Source organism: Halopenitus persicus, assembly GCF_002355635.1.
GTDB lineage: Archaea > Halobacteriota > Halobacteria > Halobacteriales > Haloferacaceae > Halopenitus > Halopenitus persicus_A.
Genome location: NZ_AP017558.1, coordinates 1,658,803 through 1,677,064, shown reverse-complemented (window position 1 = coordinate 1,677,064; position 18,262 = coordinate 1,658,803). Strand labels below are relative to the sequence as shown.

The following is an 18,262-nucleotide window of genomic DNA, read 5'->3' as shown; positions in this document are numbered from 1 at the left end:
AGTCGCCAATGAGCCGCAAGGAAGCATTCGAGTTCTCGTCCACGGTGGTGGACAGACTCGGTCATCTCGACTACGGCCACCGGATCAAGATGGCGTTCTCGGCGCTCTCGTTCTGGCTGGCGATCGTTCTCCCCGGGGTCAATCTAGTGGTTCTCAGCGTCGACTACGGGGGCATCGATACGGGTTTGCTGTTCTTCGCGCTCCTCGTTCTGAACGCGCTCGCACTGGTCGGCGGGCGCCCGTACCGCGACTCCCGAGATCCGCCCTGATCCATCGGTCGGGCGATCAGGAGCTCGTTGGTCAACCCCGCGAACGCTCCCTCAGACGATTACGAGAAGGTTGTTGAAGACGAGGACGACGCCGCCGCCGATCAGAACGGTGAGCCAGACGGTGACGCCGACGTCGATGACGCGGCGCTCGCCCGGCGGAACGTCCCGGATCCGTTCGATGGCGAGGTGGAACATGGCGACCGAGACGCCGACGACGACGAGGTTCACCACCGTCGTCACGAGCAGTCCCCGCTGGAGGTGCCACCGCATCACCGGGTTCGCCTCGACCGAGAGACCGTACGTCGCCACCGCGATCAGCGTCGTGAGCAGGTCGAGCGGGACCAGCAGGAAGAGGGCGATGCCGAACAGGACCCACCACTGCCGGACGTCCAGCTCCACGTCGGTAGCGGTGTCGACCATAGCTCGTCCCCTGCACGTTCGTGGGACTCAACGATAATCCTTGGCATAGTCGGCAAAGATCCAGTTTCCGTCGGCCTCGCCGGGGAGACGGAGCCAAACGCGGAGTCGAACCTCACCGACCGATGATCGGAGGACCCTACCGACAGCGGGACTCCTGCTGGGAAGCTTCCTCATTGCTGAAGGTCTGGTCGGCACGTGACTGATTGGAGCGATACGTGGAACTGATCTGCTTGAGGCTCGTGTCGAATCCGAGCACCACGCCGCTGATGGTTGCGAAGCTCGCCGTAATGGACGGTCAGAAGTTAGCAACCGTAAATAAAAAGGGAATTCCGAATGTCGGATTATTCGACGTCGTATTTGGCGATCACGGATTCATCGTCACTATTCGGATCCATCCAAACGACGGCGATTTCGCCGGTCGTACCATCAGAAGTATTAACGTCGGCACTCCCACCAGCCGAGACCGTAATCGTCTGGGGAGTAGTATCAAGGGCACTACCCCTCACCTCTACGTTATCCCCGAGAGGGTCGCCACCGTTGTGATAAATCGTTATAGTATCGGTCCCGTCGTCGTATTCAAACTGAAGCGATGCTTGCGGTGCGTCCGCCGAGCTCGTTCCGAGCCCGAGCACCACGCCGCCGATGACGGCCGCGAGGATCACCGTAATGGCGATCAGCAGCGCGACGCCGACCACCGGCGACACGGCGCGATCGTCCGTCCAGAGTTTGTGTACGTTCATACGTTGTTGGTACACCGCCTGACGTGATCGGGTTCGTCCGGACACACGGGCCGCGCGTCGCCACGACGACCGGCCCGCGCCGGACGACCGACCATCAGTCGGTGTTACTTGCCACCAGAATCCGCAGTATGTTTGTAAATAGAATTATATGAGCCGGATGCCGGTGCCTGTCGTCCCGTAAACCATCAACTATACGGAGTGAGGCGGTGATGGCAACGCATTCCCCATCCGGTGACCGCCGAACAGCCGATGGATAACTATCCCCGAGACGGACGTCTTTCGAGCGAGCGATGACCGAAGCGCACCACATGTTCGAGGACGAGGAATCGGAGACGGAGGAGTCGACGGTTGAGACGCTGTCGACGGGGATCGACATCCTCGACCGGAAGCTCGACGGCGGCATTCCCGCCGGCCGGACGATCGCGCTGCTGGCGTCGCCGGCGTGCCAGTCCGAACTGTTCCTCTACGAGATGGCCGCCGCCCGAGAGACGGTGTACCTGACGACCGAACGGACGACGGCGGAGGTCGAACTCGAGCTCGAACGGGCGGGGACCTCACCGGACGCGGTCGACGTCCGCCGGCTCGACGACGATCCGGTCGGCAGCGCGCGGTCGGCACTGGAGGGACTCACCGACGAGTCCATGCTGATCGTCGACCCCATCAACGCACTGGAGACGGCGGACGACGACGTGTACCGTGCGTTCCTGAACGACCTCAAGACGCGAACGGTCGAAACCGGGGGGATCGCCCTGCTTCACTGTCTCGACGGGCGCGACGTGCCGGCCCAGCGCGACCGCACCGAGTACCACGCCGACGTCATCTTCGACCTCGTCACGAAACTGCGCGGCGGGAGCGTCGAGAACCGTCTCTCGCTTCCCAAGTTCCGCGGCGGCGAGTCGCTCCCGAACACGATCGAGCTCGATCTGACCTCGGACGTCACCATCGACGTGAGCCGGAAGATCGCCTGACTGCTCGCGGAGTGATGTCCGTTCGTCATCCGAAGACGATCCCGATACGTCCGGTGTGTACTGACGGTCGTCACACCGGACGTGCACCGTTTCGTTTTCCGTTCACAACGGCGCGGGCCGGGTTCTCCGCGGCGTGAGGCGGGTTCTCCATGGCGTGAAGTCGAGTTTTTAACGGCCGGACCCGTTTAACCGTGGTCGAAGCGGGCGGCGCGGTTCGGACGTCCTCACCGGAACCGCACGTCGACGTGCTCGACCGTCACGTAGACGCGCTGGGTTTCGATCGTGCAGGTTACCGTCTCGTCGACGGGAGCCTCGCAGTCGGCGTCCGTTTCGCCATCGAGGAACCGGTACCACGACTCGACGCGCGGCGAGGTCACCTCGACGTCGACGGTGGTCGCGCCGTCGTCCGCGGCGACCACCTCGGTTCCCGCGCTCCGCGTCCGGACGTCGACGGCGGACGTGCCGCCGACGGGACCGGCATCGTTCGGCGACGTGGCGACGACGGGGAGGAGTACCAGCTCGTCCGTCAGCACCACGTTCGGCTCCCGGATCATCACCGAATGCTCGCCGTCCTGACGAATCAGCGCGCCGCTGGTGTACGCGATGGTCGTTCCGGAGCCGGAGTCGTACACGATCGGCCGCATCTCGACGTCAGTCGTGTTCTCCGGCGTCGAGTCACCGACCGTGACGGTGATCCGTTCCGGCTCCCCGAGCGACAGCGAGGCGTCGGCGAGCCTGATCTCGGTGGTCCTACTCGGTGCGCCGCGACGCGTCACGTCGTCGATGTTCTCCGCGAGGACGGTCAACGCCTGCTCGGCGTTCGTCGTCCGCTGGAAGTCCCGGGCATCGTCGAGCCCGACGAAGCCGGTCGTCCCGATGAGAACGATGGCGAGGACGACGACCCCGAAGATCAGCGCGAACCCGAGCAGTTCACTCTGCCCGCGGTTATGGGTACGTTCGCCCCGGCCGTGGGTCTGTTCGCCCCGGCCGTGGGTCTGTTCGCCCCGGTCGCAAGTGTGCCCGCTTCGATCGCAGATGTGCTCGCTCCGGTCGTTCGCGCACCGCTGGCGGTCGCGGTCACGCATTCCGAATCACCAGCCCGTTCTCCCCCGAGGCGATCTCGAGGTGTCCCCCATCGAGCGTCCCGATCTCGGCGACGTCGATCTCGGTTCGCGTCCTGACCGTGACCGTCACGTCGAGGTCGTGGTCGGGACTCCGGAGCGTGAGCTCGTAGTACGTCTCGCCGCCCGGCTGGTCGATATCTATCCGGTAGGGACTCCCCCCGATGCGCTCCGGGAGCCGCGTGCGATGGACGACCGTCCCGTTCGACCCGGTCGTGACCGCGAGCCTGTCGACGCTCTCGACGTCGCCGGCGAGGTCGTTGCCCACGACCGCAAGCGTCGAGTGGACGGCGCTCGTCTGCTGGTTCGTCACCAGCGGAGCGAACGCCAGGATCAGCGTGACCAGGAGCAGGGCCACGATCCCCAGGATCAGCGCGTAGCTCACGACCGTCGAGACGCCGCGGTCGGTCGTCGAACGGCGGTCACGCATCGTCCGCACCTCCCTCGACCCTGAACTCGGTCCGATAGGTCAGGTCCGGCGACCGGTACTCGACGGCGACCGTCGCCGTCTCGATCCGGGCCTCGATCCGCGGCGATCCGGACGTCCCGTAGCGGTCGTCGGCATCGATCGTGTCCGCGACGATCTTGCCGCCCACGGTGAGGTCGTACGTCCCGGTGGCGTTGTCGGCGTTCGCGTACCGCACGGTGTACGGCGGATCGAGATCGTCGTCGAGGAACGACGTGAACGAACACTCGGTTCCGGCTCCGTCGTCGAACGTGCCCGCCGTCACGTTGACCGACGCGGTCGACTCGGTCGTCTCGCAGGTGGTGGCCCCATCAGACGACTCGACGGTGACCGCGACGCCCGCATCGCTCGCAGTGGTGTTGGCGAACAGCCGCCACGTCTTCCCGCCGCCGCCCTCGACCTCGAGGGTGAAGCAGTCGCCGCCCGGCGTACAGTCATCGGTCGACGCGAGCGAGTCGTCGTGGACCCGCAGTTCGAACGCCTCGACGGCGGAGACGTCGTCGGCGACGGTCCAGTTCGATCGGTTGCTCCGGTCGGACTGGGTCGCGAACGATTTGGTCTCGTCCTGCACGATCCGGCTCCGGAAGGTGACGTCGGTTATCGAGGCGGACGTCACCGCGTCGTCCGCAACGTGCTCCCGTTTCGTCAGATCGTTCCACCGGTCGACGTCCGCCCGCAGGTCGCTTTCGAGGTCGTCGTATTCGGGGGGGTTCCCGGGGTTCGCCCCGATCAGCCCGGTGACGGCGCGGTCGACGCTGTGCCGGTACTGTATCGCCCCCCGTTCGTCCTGGAGGTTGTCGTCCGTCTGTGCGACGTAGACCTCGCCGTAGACGGCCGTGTTCAGCGCCAGCGCCAGGACGGTGAGCAGGATCGCGATGCCGATCGCGCCGACGATCAACAGCTGTGCCCGGTCGTCCGACCGGGTACCTAGGCGCGCCACAGGACCACCTCCACCCGGATCACGTTGTACAGCGAACCGTCCGTGTCCACGTTGGGCGCGTAAAACCCGTCTCCGCCGACCGACGCGAGCGTCACGTTTTCGCGGGGCGTTTCGGTCGCGTTGACGAGAACGGTGTCGTCGTACAGCGTCACCGTCTCGGCGACCCGCACCGCGTCGTCGCTCGGCGTGCCGGACTCGACCAGCTTCCGGGTCGCCCGGTCGCCGGTTTCGTCGCGGTAGGACAGATCGACGTTGTATCGGATGTTCGATCCGTGAAACATCGCGTCCAGCGACTCGCCGAACGTCGTGGGTGGGCTCTCGGAGACGTAGAACCCGTCCTCCTCGTCGGCCCCGTAGAACCGTGCTTCCGCTTCGTTCCAGTACAGCAGCGTCGCCTTCAGGGTCCCGTTCTCGACGGCCCGGTCGAGGACGCCCTGGGCGAGTCCGACGTGTTGGCCTCGCAGCTCCGCATCCGCGGCGCTCGCCGTGTTCGAGGTCATCGAGACGGCCTGGAGTCCGAACGCGACGGTCGAGACGAGGAGGATCGCCGCGACGAACGCCTCCAGCGTAAACGTCTGGCCACGGTCGGACGTGTTTTCGCTCGAGTTTCGTCCCATGGTTACCAGACCCTCACTTCGAGAACGACGCCGCTGTCGCCGGCGAAGAGCGCTCGCCGGGCCGTCGAGACCGACCGGTCGTCCGTCGACGCCGGTGGGCCGAGCGCGAACCGATCGGCACCGGATTCACACGCGCCGATCCACTCGTCGCTGTCGGGGTCGTCGACGGCACAGAGCACGGCCGAGTCCGGGTCGTGACTGGGTACGTCGCGTATCGTCACGTTGACCGAGTACCACGGGCGAACGCCGAGCCGGTCGAGCGCCTCGTCCTCAGCGAGGTCGAAGAACGCTCGCGTCGCCGATTCGTTCAGCTCCGACGGCGTCCCCGGCTCCGTGAGCGCATCGTTCCCCAGCCCGTTCGTGATCCGATCGGCCACGACGGGCTGCTCCTGGTCCTCGAACGGCAGGATCAGTTGTGGGACGAATACGGAGACGAACGTCACCGTGATGAGGAAGATGGCGATTCCGGCGGCGAAGTCGGGGAGCGTCTGTCCGCGCGTGTCGTCGGCGAACGTTCCGACCGTGTCGTCGCCAGGTGTGTCGACCGTGTCGTCGCCAGGTGTTCCGACCGTGTCGTCGCCAGGTGTGTCGACCGTGTCGTCGGCTGACGTCCGGCTACCGTCTTCCGACTGGTCCGGCGGTCGGATCATGCAACCACCAGCCAGACGCCGAGTGCGGCGGTCGAGAGGAACACCACGTACTTCACGCCCGACGCCACGTTCGCGTCGCGGATGTACCCGCAGACGAGCCCCGAGAGGATCGCCTGCAGGGTCACGGCGTGGAAGAACAGCAGCGACAGCAGCCCCAGGTCCATGGAGACGCCGAAGTTCCGTCCGCCGGTCCCGGCTCCGCCTTCGGTCTGCGCGGTCACATCCGCCATGACGTCGACGAACTGGGCTTTCAACAGCGCGATCACGCCGAGCAGCGTCAGGTACGTCAGGACGATGATCGCGACCTGCATCATCGCACGCTGCTTGCGGTCACGCTCGATGTCCTCCTGGGTCTCGGTCGCCACTGCGGCCGTCGACAGGACCGTGGAGATCTGGCTCGAGATCTCCTGTGCCTTGCTGACGAGCTTCACCGTCCTGGCGAGCCGCGGGATGTGGTACTTGTTGTTGAACACGACCAGCGACTCCTTGAGGTGCATCCCGTAGTTGCTCTTCGAGTGGATCGTCCGGAACTCCTCCCCCAGCTTGCCGGGCGTCGTGTCCGCGACCACCTTGATCGATTCGAGCAGCGTCAGCCCCGTCGCGTTTGCGCTCGCCAGCTTCCGGAGGTTCTCGGAGAGCCCATCCAGGACGGCCCGCCGTCGTCGAACGTTCCACTCCCAGAAGACCGTGAAGGGGATACAGATGGCGAACAACGGGACGTACACGTAGACGACCGTCGACCAGATCGGATAGTCGATGACGCCGGCCCACGTGACCGGAGCCGATCCGGTCAGGACCGTCACGGCCACGAACGCAATCGACCCCGGAACGGTGATCGCGAGCGTATATATCGGATTGTCGCGCAGGAAGACGTGGGGGTTCTTGAACATCTCCATGGCCACTTTGGTGCCTTCCCGGCTGGCGATCCGGTCGAAGATGTAGTACGTTCCCGTGAACTGTCCGATCAACCCGAGGTCCAGCGCGTTCGACTCCTGGCCGAAATCGAACCGCCCGACGTCGTCCTCCAGTTCGAGGTAGCCGTTCCCGTGCTCGTCCGTCCGGACCGTCGAGACGATGACCAGGAACGCCAGTCCGAGTCCCGGTATCAGCACGTACACGGTCCCGTAGAGGAGCAGCTCCTGGCTCCCGCCGATCATGTCCAGGATCACGAGAATGACGATCAGAAGCAGGGGGAACAGCGAGATCGTGATGTACATCTCGCTGAACAGCTCGAGCGTCTCGAGGGTGCGTTGCTGGTCCTCCTTGGCGTGGCGGAAGTGAATGTCCTTCTTGTCCTCGAGGAACTCCGTCATGCTCCCGCCGCTGTCGATGATCGACAGCATATCGGTGAAGAACTGGCTCAGTTCGGCACTCGGAGTCCGGACTGCGCATCGCTGGATGGCCGTCCGGTAGTCCGTATCGAAGTACCGGGTCTCCTGGAGGATCGTTCGAAACTCCATCGACACTTCCCCGTAGGTGTCCGCCGATTCGGCCATCGTTTCGATGATCTCGATCTGGCTCATCCCCCCGAGCGACAGTGCATACATAAACGAGACGGCGTCGGGCAGCAGCGTGTTGATCTCACGTTTGCGGGATCCGGCCCGACTGTACGGGAGCGCGACGTAGCTGCCGAAGACGGCCGCGAAGCCGATCGAGCCGAGCAGGAACCCCGAGGTCACGATCAAAAACGGGACCCGGGCGATCTCGATCAGCGCCAGAAGCGTCGGGTTCGGGATCCGGAGGCTGGTAAGCGCCCCGACCTCCACGATGCCGGTCTCGATCACTCCGAAGGCCACGGTGACGCCCAGCAGCCAGAGCAGGGCTCCACAGATCGTTCCGAACGCGAGCGCTCGCGAGAGGTACACCTCCACAGTCTTGTCCATACGAGCCTCGGCGAGCTTGTCCTCGACGTTGATGACGAAGGAATCGTTCTCGTCGAACAGCCTGACGTAGACGGGTCTGAACGCGTCCGTGAGGGTGTCGATGTAGCGTCGACGTCGCCATCCGTGAACGGCCACCGGGTCTGTACTCATGAACTACCTCTCTTCGGAAGGGCCGGCGCTCGTCTCCTCCTCCGGGAGTTCGGCGTCCGTCGCCTCCACCGGAGGGTCGGCGTTCGTCGTCTCGTCGTCCGCGTCGATCGTTCGATCGTCGTCGCCGGCAGTCGCTTCCGAGTCGGCCTCGTGCGCTTCATCGGTCCGTTCACCCGACGCGAGCTCCGTCTCGGCTCCCATCGCCGGGTCTTCCATCGCCGGATCCTCCATCGCCGGATCCTCCATCGCCGGATCCTCCATCGCCGGGTCGCTCCCGGGTGCCGTCCCGGAATCGGCCTCGTCCGCCGCCACGTCCTCGTCCGCCGTCGACGGAATCTCCAGATCCGCCGGTGACGCGTTACCGGCGTCCTCCACGTCGACGGCAGTGACCTTACTGACGTCGACGTCCTCCAGCGCGGCGACGATCGCCTTTACGCGGGACTCGATGACGGAACAGCCAGCGGCCTCGAGGACCGCGGTCAGGTTCTCTTCGTTGATCTCTTCGCCCGTTTCGTTCAGTATACACGTCGCGTATGCGTATTCCATGATCATTCACGCTCCTGGGTGTCGTCGTCGGTCGCTCCGCTGGTCGGCTCGTCCATCGCTTCGCTGGTCGGCTCGTCCATCGCTTCGCTAGTCGGCTCGTCCATCGCTTCGCTAGTCGGCTCGTCCATCGCTTCGCTAGTCGGCTCGTCCATCGCTTCGCTAGTCGGCTCGTCCATCGCTTCGCTAGTCGGCTCGTCCATCGCTTCGCTAGTCGGCTCGTCCATCGCTTCGCTAGTCGGCTCGTCCATCGCTTCGCTAGTCGGCTCGTCCATCGCTTCGCTAGTCGGCTCGTCCATCGCTTCGCTGGTCGGCTCGTCGTCATCGTATTCGTTCGATGAGACGTCCGCATCGTCGACGCGTGCGTCCGGCGTCGGTCCCCGTGTCGTCTCCCCAGCATCGACGGTCTCTGGGGGTTTCGGCATCTCGACGTCCGACGTCGCTCCGTCGGCCAGGAGTTGATCGTCGGCGTCGTCGACCGCCATCAGCATCTGTGGGTCACGTTCCGGCGACGCGGTGGCGTCGTTCGCGTGTTTCGTTCGGGAGAGCGCGTCGGCCAGGCTGCTGGCCTGCTTTCCACGGTACTCCTTGAAGATCCGATCCTCCGCAACCTCGAGGATGCGTTCCGCCTCCTCGAGGACGTCCGATCCGGGCTCGGGCCGCGGGACCAGCGCTTCCTTCACGGGGTCGACGTCGATGAGCACCGACTCCATCTCCCGGAGGTCCGCCAGACTCTCCTCCAGCCGTTCGTTGGCGATCATCGTCAGGATCGTCTCGGGATCGTTGATGAACGCCTGCAGCGTGGCGGCGACCTCGGTGTACGTGTTCAGCCCGTTCGTGATGAGGTACGCCAGGATGGTGCGGCGCTTGAACCGTTCCGCGTTGAGCTGCTCGGGGGTCCAGCCGCGGTCGAAGGCGATCTCCTGGAGCTTCTTCGAGTTTCCGTGCTGGAGGAACTCGTCCTCCTCCGGCTGCCACTGGTACACGTCCTGGACGCTCACCTCGTCGTTCTCAGCGTCGTAGGAGTTGATCTCCGTGATCGTCTTGTTGCGCCGGACCTTCCGGCCCTGGACCCGGGTCTGGGTCTGAACCGAGATCAGGTCCAGCGCCGTGAATAGCGTCTTCGAGACGTTGATCGGGTCCGTCGTGAACCGCTTCAACACCTCGTCGACCGTGTCGGCGTGGAAGGTGGTGTACGTCGTGTGTCCGGTCGACATCACCTGAAAGAGGGTTCGGCCCTCCTCTCCCCGCACCTCACCCATCACGATGTAGTCGGGGCGCTGCCGGAGCCCCGCCTCCAGGAGGTCGAACTCGTCGATGTCGCCGACGTTGTCCTGGCTGAACGACGGCCGAGTCACGCTGGCGATCCAGTTGCGCTGGGGCAGCTCGACCTCGCGGGTGTCCTCGATCGAGACGATCTTCGAGTTCGAGGGGATGAACAGCGAGACCGCGTTCAGGCTCGTCGTCTTCCCGGAGGCGGTGCCACCCGCAAATATCAGCGACTTGTTGCTCTCGATGCAGAGCCACAGGAAGGCCATCTCGTCGAGCGAGAACGTCTTCCAGTTGATGAGGTCGACCGGCGTGAACGGGACGTCCTTGAACTGCCGGATGGTGTAGTTCGTCCCGTGGTCGGAGACCTCCTCGCCGAGCGTGAGTTGGGCGCGGGAGCCGTCCGGCAGGGTGGCGTCCACCTGCGGCTGACGCTTCGAGATCCCCTTCCCGGACCGCTGGGCGATCTTGATGACGAAGCTGTCGAGCCGGTCTTCCCCGTGCTTGATGTTCGTGATCAGGTTCTCGTAATCGGTGTGGTAGACGAAGACCGGGAAGTTGTAGCCGTCACAGGAGATGTCCTCCACGTTGATGTCGTGTTTGATCGGGTCGATCCGCTCGTACCCGATGAAGTCGCGCCGGATCAGCCGGAGCACCTTCTGGACCTGGTACTCGGTGAGCCATCCCGAGTCCTCCGCGAGCACCGCGGGTTCCGGACGGGCCGAGATCCCCTCCAGTTCCGTGGGTTCATCCGTCGAATCGTCGTCGGGCTCCTCGGACGACGATCCGAGCGAGTCCACGAGTCCCCTGAGTCGGTCGCGGACGGCCTCCCCGTCGAACCGTGTCAGGGTCTCGCGCAGCGGCCCGTCGGTTGACTCGTCGTCGCTCGCGGCCGGGCTACGCAGGTTGTACCGGTCGATCAACCACCTGGTCTCCTCCTCGAGCAGGTCCGCGCGCTCCTCCTCGGTTCCCCTGACGACGACGTCCTCGTCGGAGTACTTGATGCTCGTCCGGAGCTTGCCGGAGAAGAACTCGACGAGGTCCTGCTCGATCTCGTTGAGGTACGGTTCGATCACGTAGTACTTCTTCTCGTTTTCCGTGACCGAGTGGAAGATGACGACGAACGCATACGGCTTGTCGACCCAGTATCGGTCCTCCTCGACGAAGTGCCGCTTTTTCTCCATCGGGACGGCCTTCTCCAGATCGTAGCGGTTCGTGAGCGTCGTCAGTCCCTCGTTCGTCGAGAAGAACTCGTCCTCGTCCAGTTCGGGAGTAACGTTCACCGTCCGGCGGTCCTCGATCTCGAGCAACTCCCGGGCGTTTTCAGCGCCTGCAGCCAGCACCGATCCGATGTCGTCGGGATGGAACCCCAGATGCTCGGACGGGGCGAACGGTTCGATCTCCCCGCCGTCCCGTGGGGGTCGGCCGTCGTCGTAGTAGTACTCCCACTTGAAGTGCTCCCACGTGTACTCGCCCTTCGCGACCCGGGTCCGCACGATCCAGTTCTCGAACGCGCGATCGAACCGTGCGCTCGCGCTCGTGGCCCGGCGGAGCCGGTCCTCGAACGCGGATGGCCGGCAACCGAGGTACGCAGCCGGGGTGAACGCGACGCGATCCCAGTCGTCGGCGTTCGGAACACGACGGACGTCGGTGCTCGAGAACGGGAAGAACGTGTCCCCGTTCGCCTCGGGATCGACGTCCCGGTACACGGCCTCGACCTCGTCTCCGTACCCGTGTTCGCGCATGAACTCCTTCCACGTGTACTCCCCGAGGATGGCCGCTGGCGGGTCGGAGTCGTCGTCCGTACCCTCGCTACCGGGGAGATCGGGGAACTCCGTCGCACCCGTTTCGACCGTGTCCCCACTCATCGGCCGTTCCTTCCCGATGACCGCCGTCTCGTTCGTCGGCGCGGTACCCCGGTTCGTGATCGAGTCCGCGATCTGTCATCCGCTGTCATCCTCCCCGACTACCGCCCTGTAGGGCTTTGTTACGGTCCGTTTGTAGCCTAACAGCCGACCGTTTCTATTGTATCCGTCCCGACGCGGAGCAGCTCGTGGGAGGGTGGATCGACGGTTCGGGCCCGTACGGCACGGGTGCCGAGCGGCAGGTTGGCTCCAGTTCGCGTCGGGGGCGTCTCCACGGGCGCGCACCGCTGTGAAGCGGACCGCCGAACTCCAGTTTCCACCGGATGAACCGGACTGGAGTCCCGACGGTCGCGTGGGGATCCAGCGGTCGCGGTGAGGGCCCAACGGTCGCGGTGGGATCCCGACGATCGCGACGAGAAGCCACCGGCTATCGCGTCGTATACACGGAATTACGAACCGGACAGGGGGGCTGTTCGTTCATATGTCACTCGATGGAAGCGCGCGGGACGAACGACGCTCACCGCGTTCGTCGATGCCACCGACGACACGATCTGACGTGGGCGAGAAAATATGACGCAACGACGAAGATCGGACGAGCGAGCGTCGGGTTCCGACGACCGCGCGGTGTCGCCGGTCGTGGGGACTGCGCTACTGCTCGGCATTACGGTGATCCTCGCGACCGTCATCGGCACCGTGGTGCTTGACGTCGGCGTCGGGTCGGCAGACGCTCCCCAGGTGACGCTCTCGTTCAGCGTGGCCGACGACGGGGGCGACCAGGTCGTCGAGCTGCACCACGAGGGCGGCGAGCCGCTCGTTGCGGAGGAGATCGTGGTCCGGACCGAGCAGGGCGACGAGTACGACCTGTCCAGTGATCGGCTCGTCACCGGCGAACGGACGGTGATGGTGAACGACACCGGTGATGCGATCGGTCCGGACGACGTCGAACGGGTCACCGTCGTCTGGCAGGATCCCCGCGGCAGCACCGAGAGCGTCCTGGGAACGTTCAGACCGTAACGAAAGGCGGAGGGAGACGATCAAATGTCAAATGATAGTACACGCACGCACGAGGGAACGGCTCCGGCGACCGACCGCGCCGTCTCCGAAGTCGTGTCCGTGGCGTTGCTGATCGCCATCGTCGTCCTCGGGATGTCCACCATCGTGCTGATCGCCGGGCCGCAGCTGTCGGGAGGCCAGGAGGACGTCGAGGTGAGCCAGGCCGAGCAGTCGGTGACCCAGTTCGATGCCGAGGCGAAACGCGTCGCGATCGGAGGGACGTCGTCACGGACCGTCGACCTCGGGTTGCGGGGGAACGGCGGCACCCTCGACGTCGACCCCGAGAGCGGACGCCTCACGGTCGAGTACGTCGACCTCATGGATAGCGAAAACCGGACCGAAATCACGAACACGTCAATGGGAACCGTCGTCTACGAGAACGGTGACACGACGGTCGGGTACCAGAGTGGCGGCGTCTGGCGCAGCGACGGGAACGGATCGATGATGGTGTCGCCGCCCGAGATCCGGTTCCGGAACGAAACCCTCACGATGCACATCGTCGAAAGCAATCGAGGAGGAAGCGTCCACAGCGACGTTCAGATCGCCCGTTCCGGGCCCTCCGTACAGCAGTACCCCAACTCGACCGCCGGCCTGCACAACAGGGTGGAGGGCGCCATCGTCCAGGTCACCATCGAGAGCCGGTACTACAGGGCCTGGGGTCGGTACTTCGACGATGACGCGGATACGATCGTCCAGTACGACCACGACAAGCAGGTGGTCGTGATCCAGTTCGTGGCGCTCCCGCAGGATTACTCGCCGGAAGCCGGGGTCATCGCGACGTCCGGGCCCGGCGAGATTCGACTCGAGGGAACCGGCGCCTACATCGACAGCTACGACTCGACGGTCGGCTCGTACGCTGAGACGAACGGCGATAACGGATCCGTCAGATCCGCCGGGGAAGTCTCGATGTTCGGAGACTCTCGAATCAACGGTGACGTCGCAGCCGACAGCGACATCTCCATCGAGTCAGGGTCGAGCCAGATCGACGGCAACGCCTCGTCAGCAACGCAGGTCCACGTACACGACGGGGAATCGGTCACGGGGGAGATCACGAACAACGGGTCCAACGTCCCGTCCATCCCGCCGATCGACAGGTTAGTCGAGTATCGAGTCGACCAGGTGGTCGGCGAGAACGACAACGACGCCACCGACGCGATCAGCGACGACCGGCTCGATTTCGGCGGCGGCGACGAAATCGAGCTCACGGCCGGCGAGTACTACCTGGAGAACATCGACCTCGACGGCGAGACGCTCGTGTTGAATACGACGGACGGCGACGTCACCATCGCCCTGGAAACCTGGGTCATGATCGACGAGGGGCACGTCGAGATCGAGGGCGACGGCGAGGTCCGGCTCTTCGTGAAGAGCACCGAGAAGAACACCGTCAACGTCCCGGGGGAGGGGAAACGGGACCTCCACTTCTACGTCGAACGGGACGCCAGCGTGACGACCGTGGACGACGACCGCGAACGATCCACGCAGTTCCTCGTCTTCGGCCCGGGCCACTTCGAAGGAGCGATCGCGGGGTCGTCGGCCAAGAGGCCGAGCGTGACCGGGGTCATCATCGCCCCCGCCGGACCGCTTGGCGACGGCGAGTTCTACATCAAACAGGGCGAACTCTACGGCGCAGTCATGACCGGGAATCTGACGCTCGGTCAGAACGGTGCAGTCCACTTCGACCACGCCATCAAGGGCGAACGGATCCCGCTTGCGCCGGGCGTTCCCCGATTCGAATACCTGTACATCGAACACCACGAGATCGAGGTCAGGGAGGGGTAGTTCGCCGGCGACGAACACCCATCACAGAACACGAACTGAAACACATGAACCCGAGCGTACTATCCGTACTCAAACGGCTGCTGTCGGACGAGGACGGCCACGTCGTCGTGTATGAATGTCGTCGGTGCGGAACGACCGTCGACTCCACGTCCATCCCGTGTGCAAGTTGCGGACGCGACAACATCGTTCGCTACGAGATCAGGTGAGACGACCGGTCGCTACGAGAACCAGTGAGACGACCGGTCGCTACGAGAACCGGGGGAGTCGCGTCACCGGTCGGCCTCCGCTCTCTCGAAGGAGCAGGCCGAGTAGTCGGAGCCGTTCACCGCGTGTAGGAACGTCCTACCATCGTGAACCGCGTTCGCGGACGTTGGTATGATCAACATAACAATGGAGAATGTGGTAATTACTCCAACAGGAGATCGGGGTATGCCACAACAAACCAACAACGAACGTGAAAACGACCGGGACAACGATCCGGTTGTGAGCGCTTTACTGAACGATGCGACCGCTGAACGGGACGGTGAGAAGGAGCTGTCCACGGACGCCGTGTTCGAAGTACTGTACAACCGCCGACGCAGGGACATACTGCGGTATCTTCGGGATCGGGACGGGTCGGCGACGGCGAGCGACCTGGCCGAACACATCGCCGCAAAGGAGAACGACGTCACCGTTCAGCAGCTCTCCTCGTCGCAGCGGAAGCGCGTTTACGTCGGGCTCTACCAGAACCACCTGCCGATGATGGACGACATCGGCGTCATCGAGTACGAGAAGAATCGGGGAACGGTTCGGCTCCGCGAGTGTGGGACACAGCTGGAGCCGTACCTCGACGACACCGTTGGAAGGGACCGGCATCGGACGACGGTCGTGGTGGCGTTCGTCCTCGCGGGGATGATCCTGCTGGGGCTCACCGGCGTTCCCCCGTTCGCCGCGCCACCGGAACTGCTCCGGATCGGCGTCGGGATGGCCGGGTTCCTCGGACTGGCTGCACTGGACTCGTACAGTCGCGCTTCGACGTGAACGTCACGAGTCGACGCCGGGTTGGGTTGGGTTGGATTGAGTTGGGCTGGGTTGTCGACGGACCACGTTCCTCCCGCCGGTCCTGCGACCGGCTACTCGATCGACTGACGGCTGCGCGTTCGAGCGTACCGCGTCAGCGCGGTCAGCAGCATCGTCGTTGCACCGGCGATCGTGACCCACGACAGGGCGAACTCGGGAACGGGGACGAGATCGCGCTCGACCACCAGGGCGACGCTCGCCAGGATCACTGCCGTGATTCCGTACGAAAGGGTCCCCATTCGCCGGGCAGTCACGCGACCCGCCTCCCCGCCGTCGAGGGGTTCGAACGCATCGTGCCTATCGGATTCGCCGAGGTGCTTCTCGGCACGTCGATGGCGGGGACCAGCGGGTTCGCGGCGGGGATCGTCGCTCGGACCGTCGTCAGGCTGGGATGGCATTGATCATCGGTCACTGTAGCGACGAGGGTTCGACCGACATCGCGTTCGTTGTGATGGTTTTACGTTCATTGTCGGGCGGATACGTTACCACGATTGCGGAGCAAGGCCATTGTAATCGAGGCACTGTTCCGCCGTTTGAGACGACTACCATCGGAGCTCGTTCGGATAGGGCTCAGACCGCTCCGTCGCGGACCGTTTTCCGGCCGACCGGAGGGGACGGTCGAACCGACCGTCGGATGGTCCGAACGACGACGGGGATGCAGGGACGTCGATGGCGATTCGGTTCGAGGACCTGGATGGTAGGATGCTTCTACGGACCGGTATGAGGATAGTACTCGTGCCGCCGCGACAGTAAGTAGCAACATAACAACATAGTAGTGGTAACATTAGCGGTTGAGATGGCATCACAGCAGATCCACTACGGTCGGGGGTCGGGGGAGGGTCGATCCGGCGAGGAGGTGGCGGACATCGCGGCGGGGACGTCCGACGAAGACACCGATTACGGGGATCAGACGCCGGTGAGACTCTCGAAAAACGAGATGTTCGACGTCCTTCGGAACAGCAGACGAAGAACCGTGGTCTCCCGTCTCCGTACGCACGGCGGCAGTATGTCGGTCGAGGAGCTGACGACGCAGGTCGCGGCCGACGAGTACGACGTTCCCGCCGCAGACGTGACGTCGAAACAGTACAAACGGGTGTACACGGGGCTCTACCAGTGTCACCTCCGCAGGATGGCGAAACTGGGAGTGGTCGATTTCGACACTGACGAGAACACCGTTCGTCTTCGTGATGGCGCCTCCGACCTCGACCCGTATCTCGACGACGTGGGGACGCCGACGTCCGCACGCGTCGAGCTGGGGGTCGCGTTCGTCGTGGCGGTGAGCGTGACGCTCGGAAGCGTTGGGATCGGCCCGCTGGGTCTCGTCTCGCAGACCACGCTGGCAGTTGTGACGATCGTTGCACTCGTCGGTCTGGCCCTGTTCCAGCTGTTCGTGAAATAGCGTTCCCCGAGACGTGGGAGGAGCCACGATGACCACGGGCACATGTTCGCAGACATCCTCGTCCCGCCAGAATGGAACAAAATCCACGGTGCTGAGTGGCGACCGCTCGCCTCTGAACTCAGAGATCAGTTCGACGAGATGGGCGTGGATGGGATGGTAGACACGCTGAATCAGGTACTGGCCGCAGATGAAGAGCAAGACTGGAATGACCCGTTCCTATACCTCAATCATCAGTGACGCGGCATCACGGGACTTCATGTACGATGTCGCGCAGGTCATCTGGGCTGGACCAGGCGAAGCATCGATTGTGGAGTTCGAAGAGACGGAATTCGTTGAGGTGAACCCAGCTGTATGAGACGGGTGCGTGTTCGCTGTCATCACGGTTTTCCAGCCGTTCGATGACATCTGGTGTTGTAAGGCTGATGTCGTTCTTGTTGGCTGTGGCGATGAGTGAGTCCAGTTCTTCTTTAGTAGCCGCTTCGTCGAGACCGTCGTTGAAGTAGATTGTCGCAGCAGCGGCGATGACGTCTGCTTCTGTGTCGAGGTTCTGGTCGGTCATCCACGCGTAGTCTCGCGGGAGGACGTACGATTTGTTGAAGTATGGTGTCGTGCTGATTTTCCCGAGTTCGGTGACTTCACCGCCGGCGTCCTGTTCGTACACGGCGACGATGGTGTCGGCGTGCGCGGCGAGGAGGGTGAATCGGATACGGAAGACGGGGAGCCGGTCGATATCCAATTCGGAGAGATCAGCCATCAGGAACGGGTATGTGCCGAGTCGCTTGTCCAGTTCGTTCTGGACGATGCGGAGTCGTCGAAGGTACGGGTCGCGGTAGCTACCGAGGATAAAATACGAGTCTTCAGGGGTGTGGAGGTGCGGAAGTTCTCGGTTGGCGAACCCCAGTATTTCCGAGGTTTCGTGAGGTTCTAATTCGAGCCCTTGGAGCGCTTCGTTCACGCTCTCCATAATCGCTTTCGCGTTCGGAGGCGGGCCGGGGTCAGTCATACTGTGTGCTCCTTGGCGCGTGAATAAATAGGTTGCTGACCAGTATGCCTAATCCGCTGTTTGACCAC

The 18,262-nt window shown here is 63.9% G+C and carries 18 protein-coding genes and 1 pseudogene; 7 read left to right on the top strand and 12 right to left on the bottom strand.

From position 1 onward, the window contains the following. Positions 1-8 precede the first annotated feature (8 nt). Positions 9-269, top strand: a complete 261-nt coding sequence (locus tag CPZ00_RS08070; protein ID WP_096390425.1) for a hypothetical protein — start codon at positions 9-11, stop codon at positions 267-269. Between the two features lie 51 nt (positions 270-320). On the opposite strand, the gene CPZ00_RS08065 is transcribed toward CPZ00_RS08070, so the two are convergent. Together CPZ00_RS08065 and CPZ00_RS08060 are read right to left on the bottom strand one after the other, a co-directional pair. Further along, positions 321-689 (bottom strand): DUF5658 family protein, encoded by a 369-nt coding sequence (locus tag CPZ00_RS08065; RefSeq protein ID WP_096390424.1) that lies wholly within the window; start codon positions 687-689, stop codon positions 321-323. A 341-nt stretch (positions 690-1,030) separates the two neighbouring features. Next, positions 1,031-1,429 (bottom strand): type IV pilin, encoded by a 399-nt coding sequence (locus CPZ00_RS08060; protein ID WP_096390423.1) that lies wholly within the window; start codon positions 1,427-1,429, stop codon positions 1,031-1,033. A 290-nt stretch (positions 1,430-1,719) separates the two neighbouring features. Between CPZ00_RS08060 and CPZ00_RS08055 the strand changes: the two genes are divergently transcribed. Next, on the top strand, positions 1,720-2,397 hold the full coding sequence (locus tag CPZ00_RS08055) for an RAD55 family ATPase (protein WP_233255060.1): 678 nt from the start codon (positions 1,720-1,722) through the stop codon (positions 2,395-2,397). 224 nt (positions 2,398-2,621) lie between these two features. Here CPZ00_RS08055 and CPZ00_RS08050 read toward each other — a convergent pair whose 3' ends face one another. The 8 genes and pseudogenes from CPZ00_RS08050 to CPZ00_RS08015 form a co-directional block, all read right to left on the bottom strand. Continuing rightward, positions 2,622-3,482, bottom strand: a complete 861-nt coding sequence (locus tag CPZ00_RS08050) for a DUF7289 family protein (protein ID WP_096390421.1) — start codon at positions 3,480-3,482, stop codon at positions 2,622-2,624. Further along, on the bottom strand, positions 3,475-3,948 hold the full coding sequence (locus CPZ00_RS08045) for a DUF7266 family protein (RefSeq protein WP_096390420.1): 474 nt from the start codon (positions 3,946-3,948) through the stop codon (positions 3,475-3,477). The genes CPZ00_RS08050 and CPZ00_RS08045 overlap by 8 nt, the downstream gene beginning before the upstream one ends. After that, complete coding sequence (locus CPZ00_RS08040; RefSeq protein ID WP_096390419.1) at positions 3,941-4,924, bottom strand: hypothetical protein; 984 nt, start codon at positions 4,922-4,924, stop codon at positions 3,941-3,943. The genes CPZ00_RS08045 and CPZ00_RS08040 overlap by 8 nt, the downstream gene beginning before the upstream one ends. After that, positions 4,912-5,541: a DUF7288 family protein gene (locus tag CPZ00_RS08035; RefSeq protein ID WP_096390418.1), complete on the bottom strand. Its 630-nt coding sequence runs from the start codon at positions 5,539-5,541 to the stop codon at positions 4,912-4,914. The genes CPZ00_RS08040 and CPZ00_RS08035 overlap by 13 nt, the downstream gene beginning before the upstream one ends. Before the next feature lie 2 nt (positions 5,542-5,543). Then, the gene (locus CPZ00_RS08030) at positions 5,544-6,191 is read right to left on the bottom strand and encodes a DUF7287 family protein (protein WP_096390417.1); all 648 of its coding nucleotides are present in this window, start codon (positions 6,189-6,191) and stop codon (positions 5,544-5,546) included. After that, positions 6,188-8,224, bottom strand: a complete 2,037-nt coding sequence (locus CPZ00_RS08025; RefSeq protein WP_096390416.1) for a type II secretion system F family protein — start codon at positions 8,222-8,224, stop codon at positions 6,188-6,190. The genes CPZ00_RS08030 and CPZ00_RS08025 overlap by 4 nt, the downstream gene beginning before the upstream one ends. Before the next feature lie 395 nt (positions 8,225-8,619). Beyond that, positions 8,620-8,770, bottom strand: a pseudogene (locus CPZ00_RS08020) (50S ribosomal protein P1); the annotation flags it as partial. Between the two features lie 2 nt (positions 8,771-8,772). Beyond that, complete coding sequence (locus CPZ00_RS08015) at positions 8,773-11,904, bottom strand: ATPase, T2SS/T4P/T4SS family (protein ID WP_096390415.1); 3,132 nt, start codon at positions 11,902-11,904, stop codon at positions 8,773-8,775. 567 nt (positions 11,905-12,471) lie between these two features. On the opposite strand from CPZ00_RS08015, the gene CPZ00_RS08010 reads away from it, so the two are divergent. From CPZ00_RS08010 to CPZ00_RS08000, 3 genes are all read left to right on the top strand, one after another. Next, entirely contained in the window at positions 12,472-12,915 is a 444-nt protein-coding gene (locus tag CPZ00_RS08010) for a type IV pilin (protein ID WP_096390414.1), read from the top strand. Positions 12,916-12,939: 24 nt separating this feature from the next. Further along, entirely contained in the window at positions 12,940-14,733 is a 1,794-nt protein-coding gene (locus tag CPZ00_RS08005) for a DUF7289 family protein (protein WP_096390413.1), read from the top strand. A 429-nt stretch (positions 14,734-15,162) separates the two neighbouring features. Further along, a complete protein-coding gene (locus CPZ00_RS08000) occupies positions 15,163-15,753 on the top strand; it encodes a DUF7344 domain-containing protein (RefSeq protein WP_096390412.1) in 591 nt (196 codons plus the stop codon). A 92-nt stretch (positions 15,754-15,845) separates the two neighbouring features. On the opposite strand, the gene CPZ00_RS07995 is transcribed toward CPZ00_RS08000, so the two are convergent. Further along, a complete protein-coding gene (locus tag CPZ00_RS07995; protein WP_096390411.1) occupies positions 15,846-16,190 on the bottom strand; it encodes a hypothetical protein in 345 nt (114 codons plus the stop codon). A gap of 398 nt (positions 16,191-16,588) precedes the next feature. Here CPZ00_RS07995 and CPZ00_RS07990 point away from each other — a divergent pair, with 398 nt between their 5' ends. Together CPZ00_RS07990 and CPZ00_RS07985 are read left to right on the top strand one after the other, a co-directional pair. Further along, positions 16,589-17,191 carry a DUF7344 domain-containing protein gene (locus CPZ00_RS07990; RefSeq protein ID WP_096390410.1) on the top strand — a complete coding sequence of 201 codons (603 nt, stop codon included), beginning with the start codon at positions 16,589-16,591 and terminating at the stop codon, positions 17,189-17,191. A 42-nt stretch (positions 17,192-17,233) separates the two neighbouring features. After that, positions 17,234-17,428: a hypothetical protein gene (locus CPZ00_RS07985; protein WP_096390409.1), complete on the top strand. Its 195-nt coding sequence runs from the start codon at positions 17,234-17,236 to the stop codon at positions 17,426-17,428. Positions 17,429-17,435: 7 nt separating this feature from the next. Here the strand turns inward: CPZ00_RS07985 and CPZ00_RS07980 are convergent, their stop codons facing one another. Next, complete coding sequence (locus CPZ00_RS07980; protein ID WP_096390408.1) at positions 17,436-18,194, bottom strand: hypothetical protein; 759 nt, start codon at positions 18,192-18,194, stop codon at positions 17,436-17,438. Positions 18,195-18,262 lie beyond the last annotated feature (68 nt).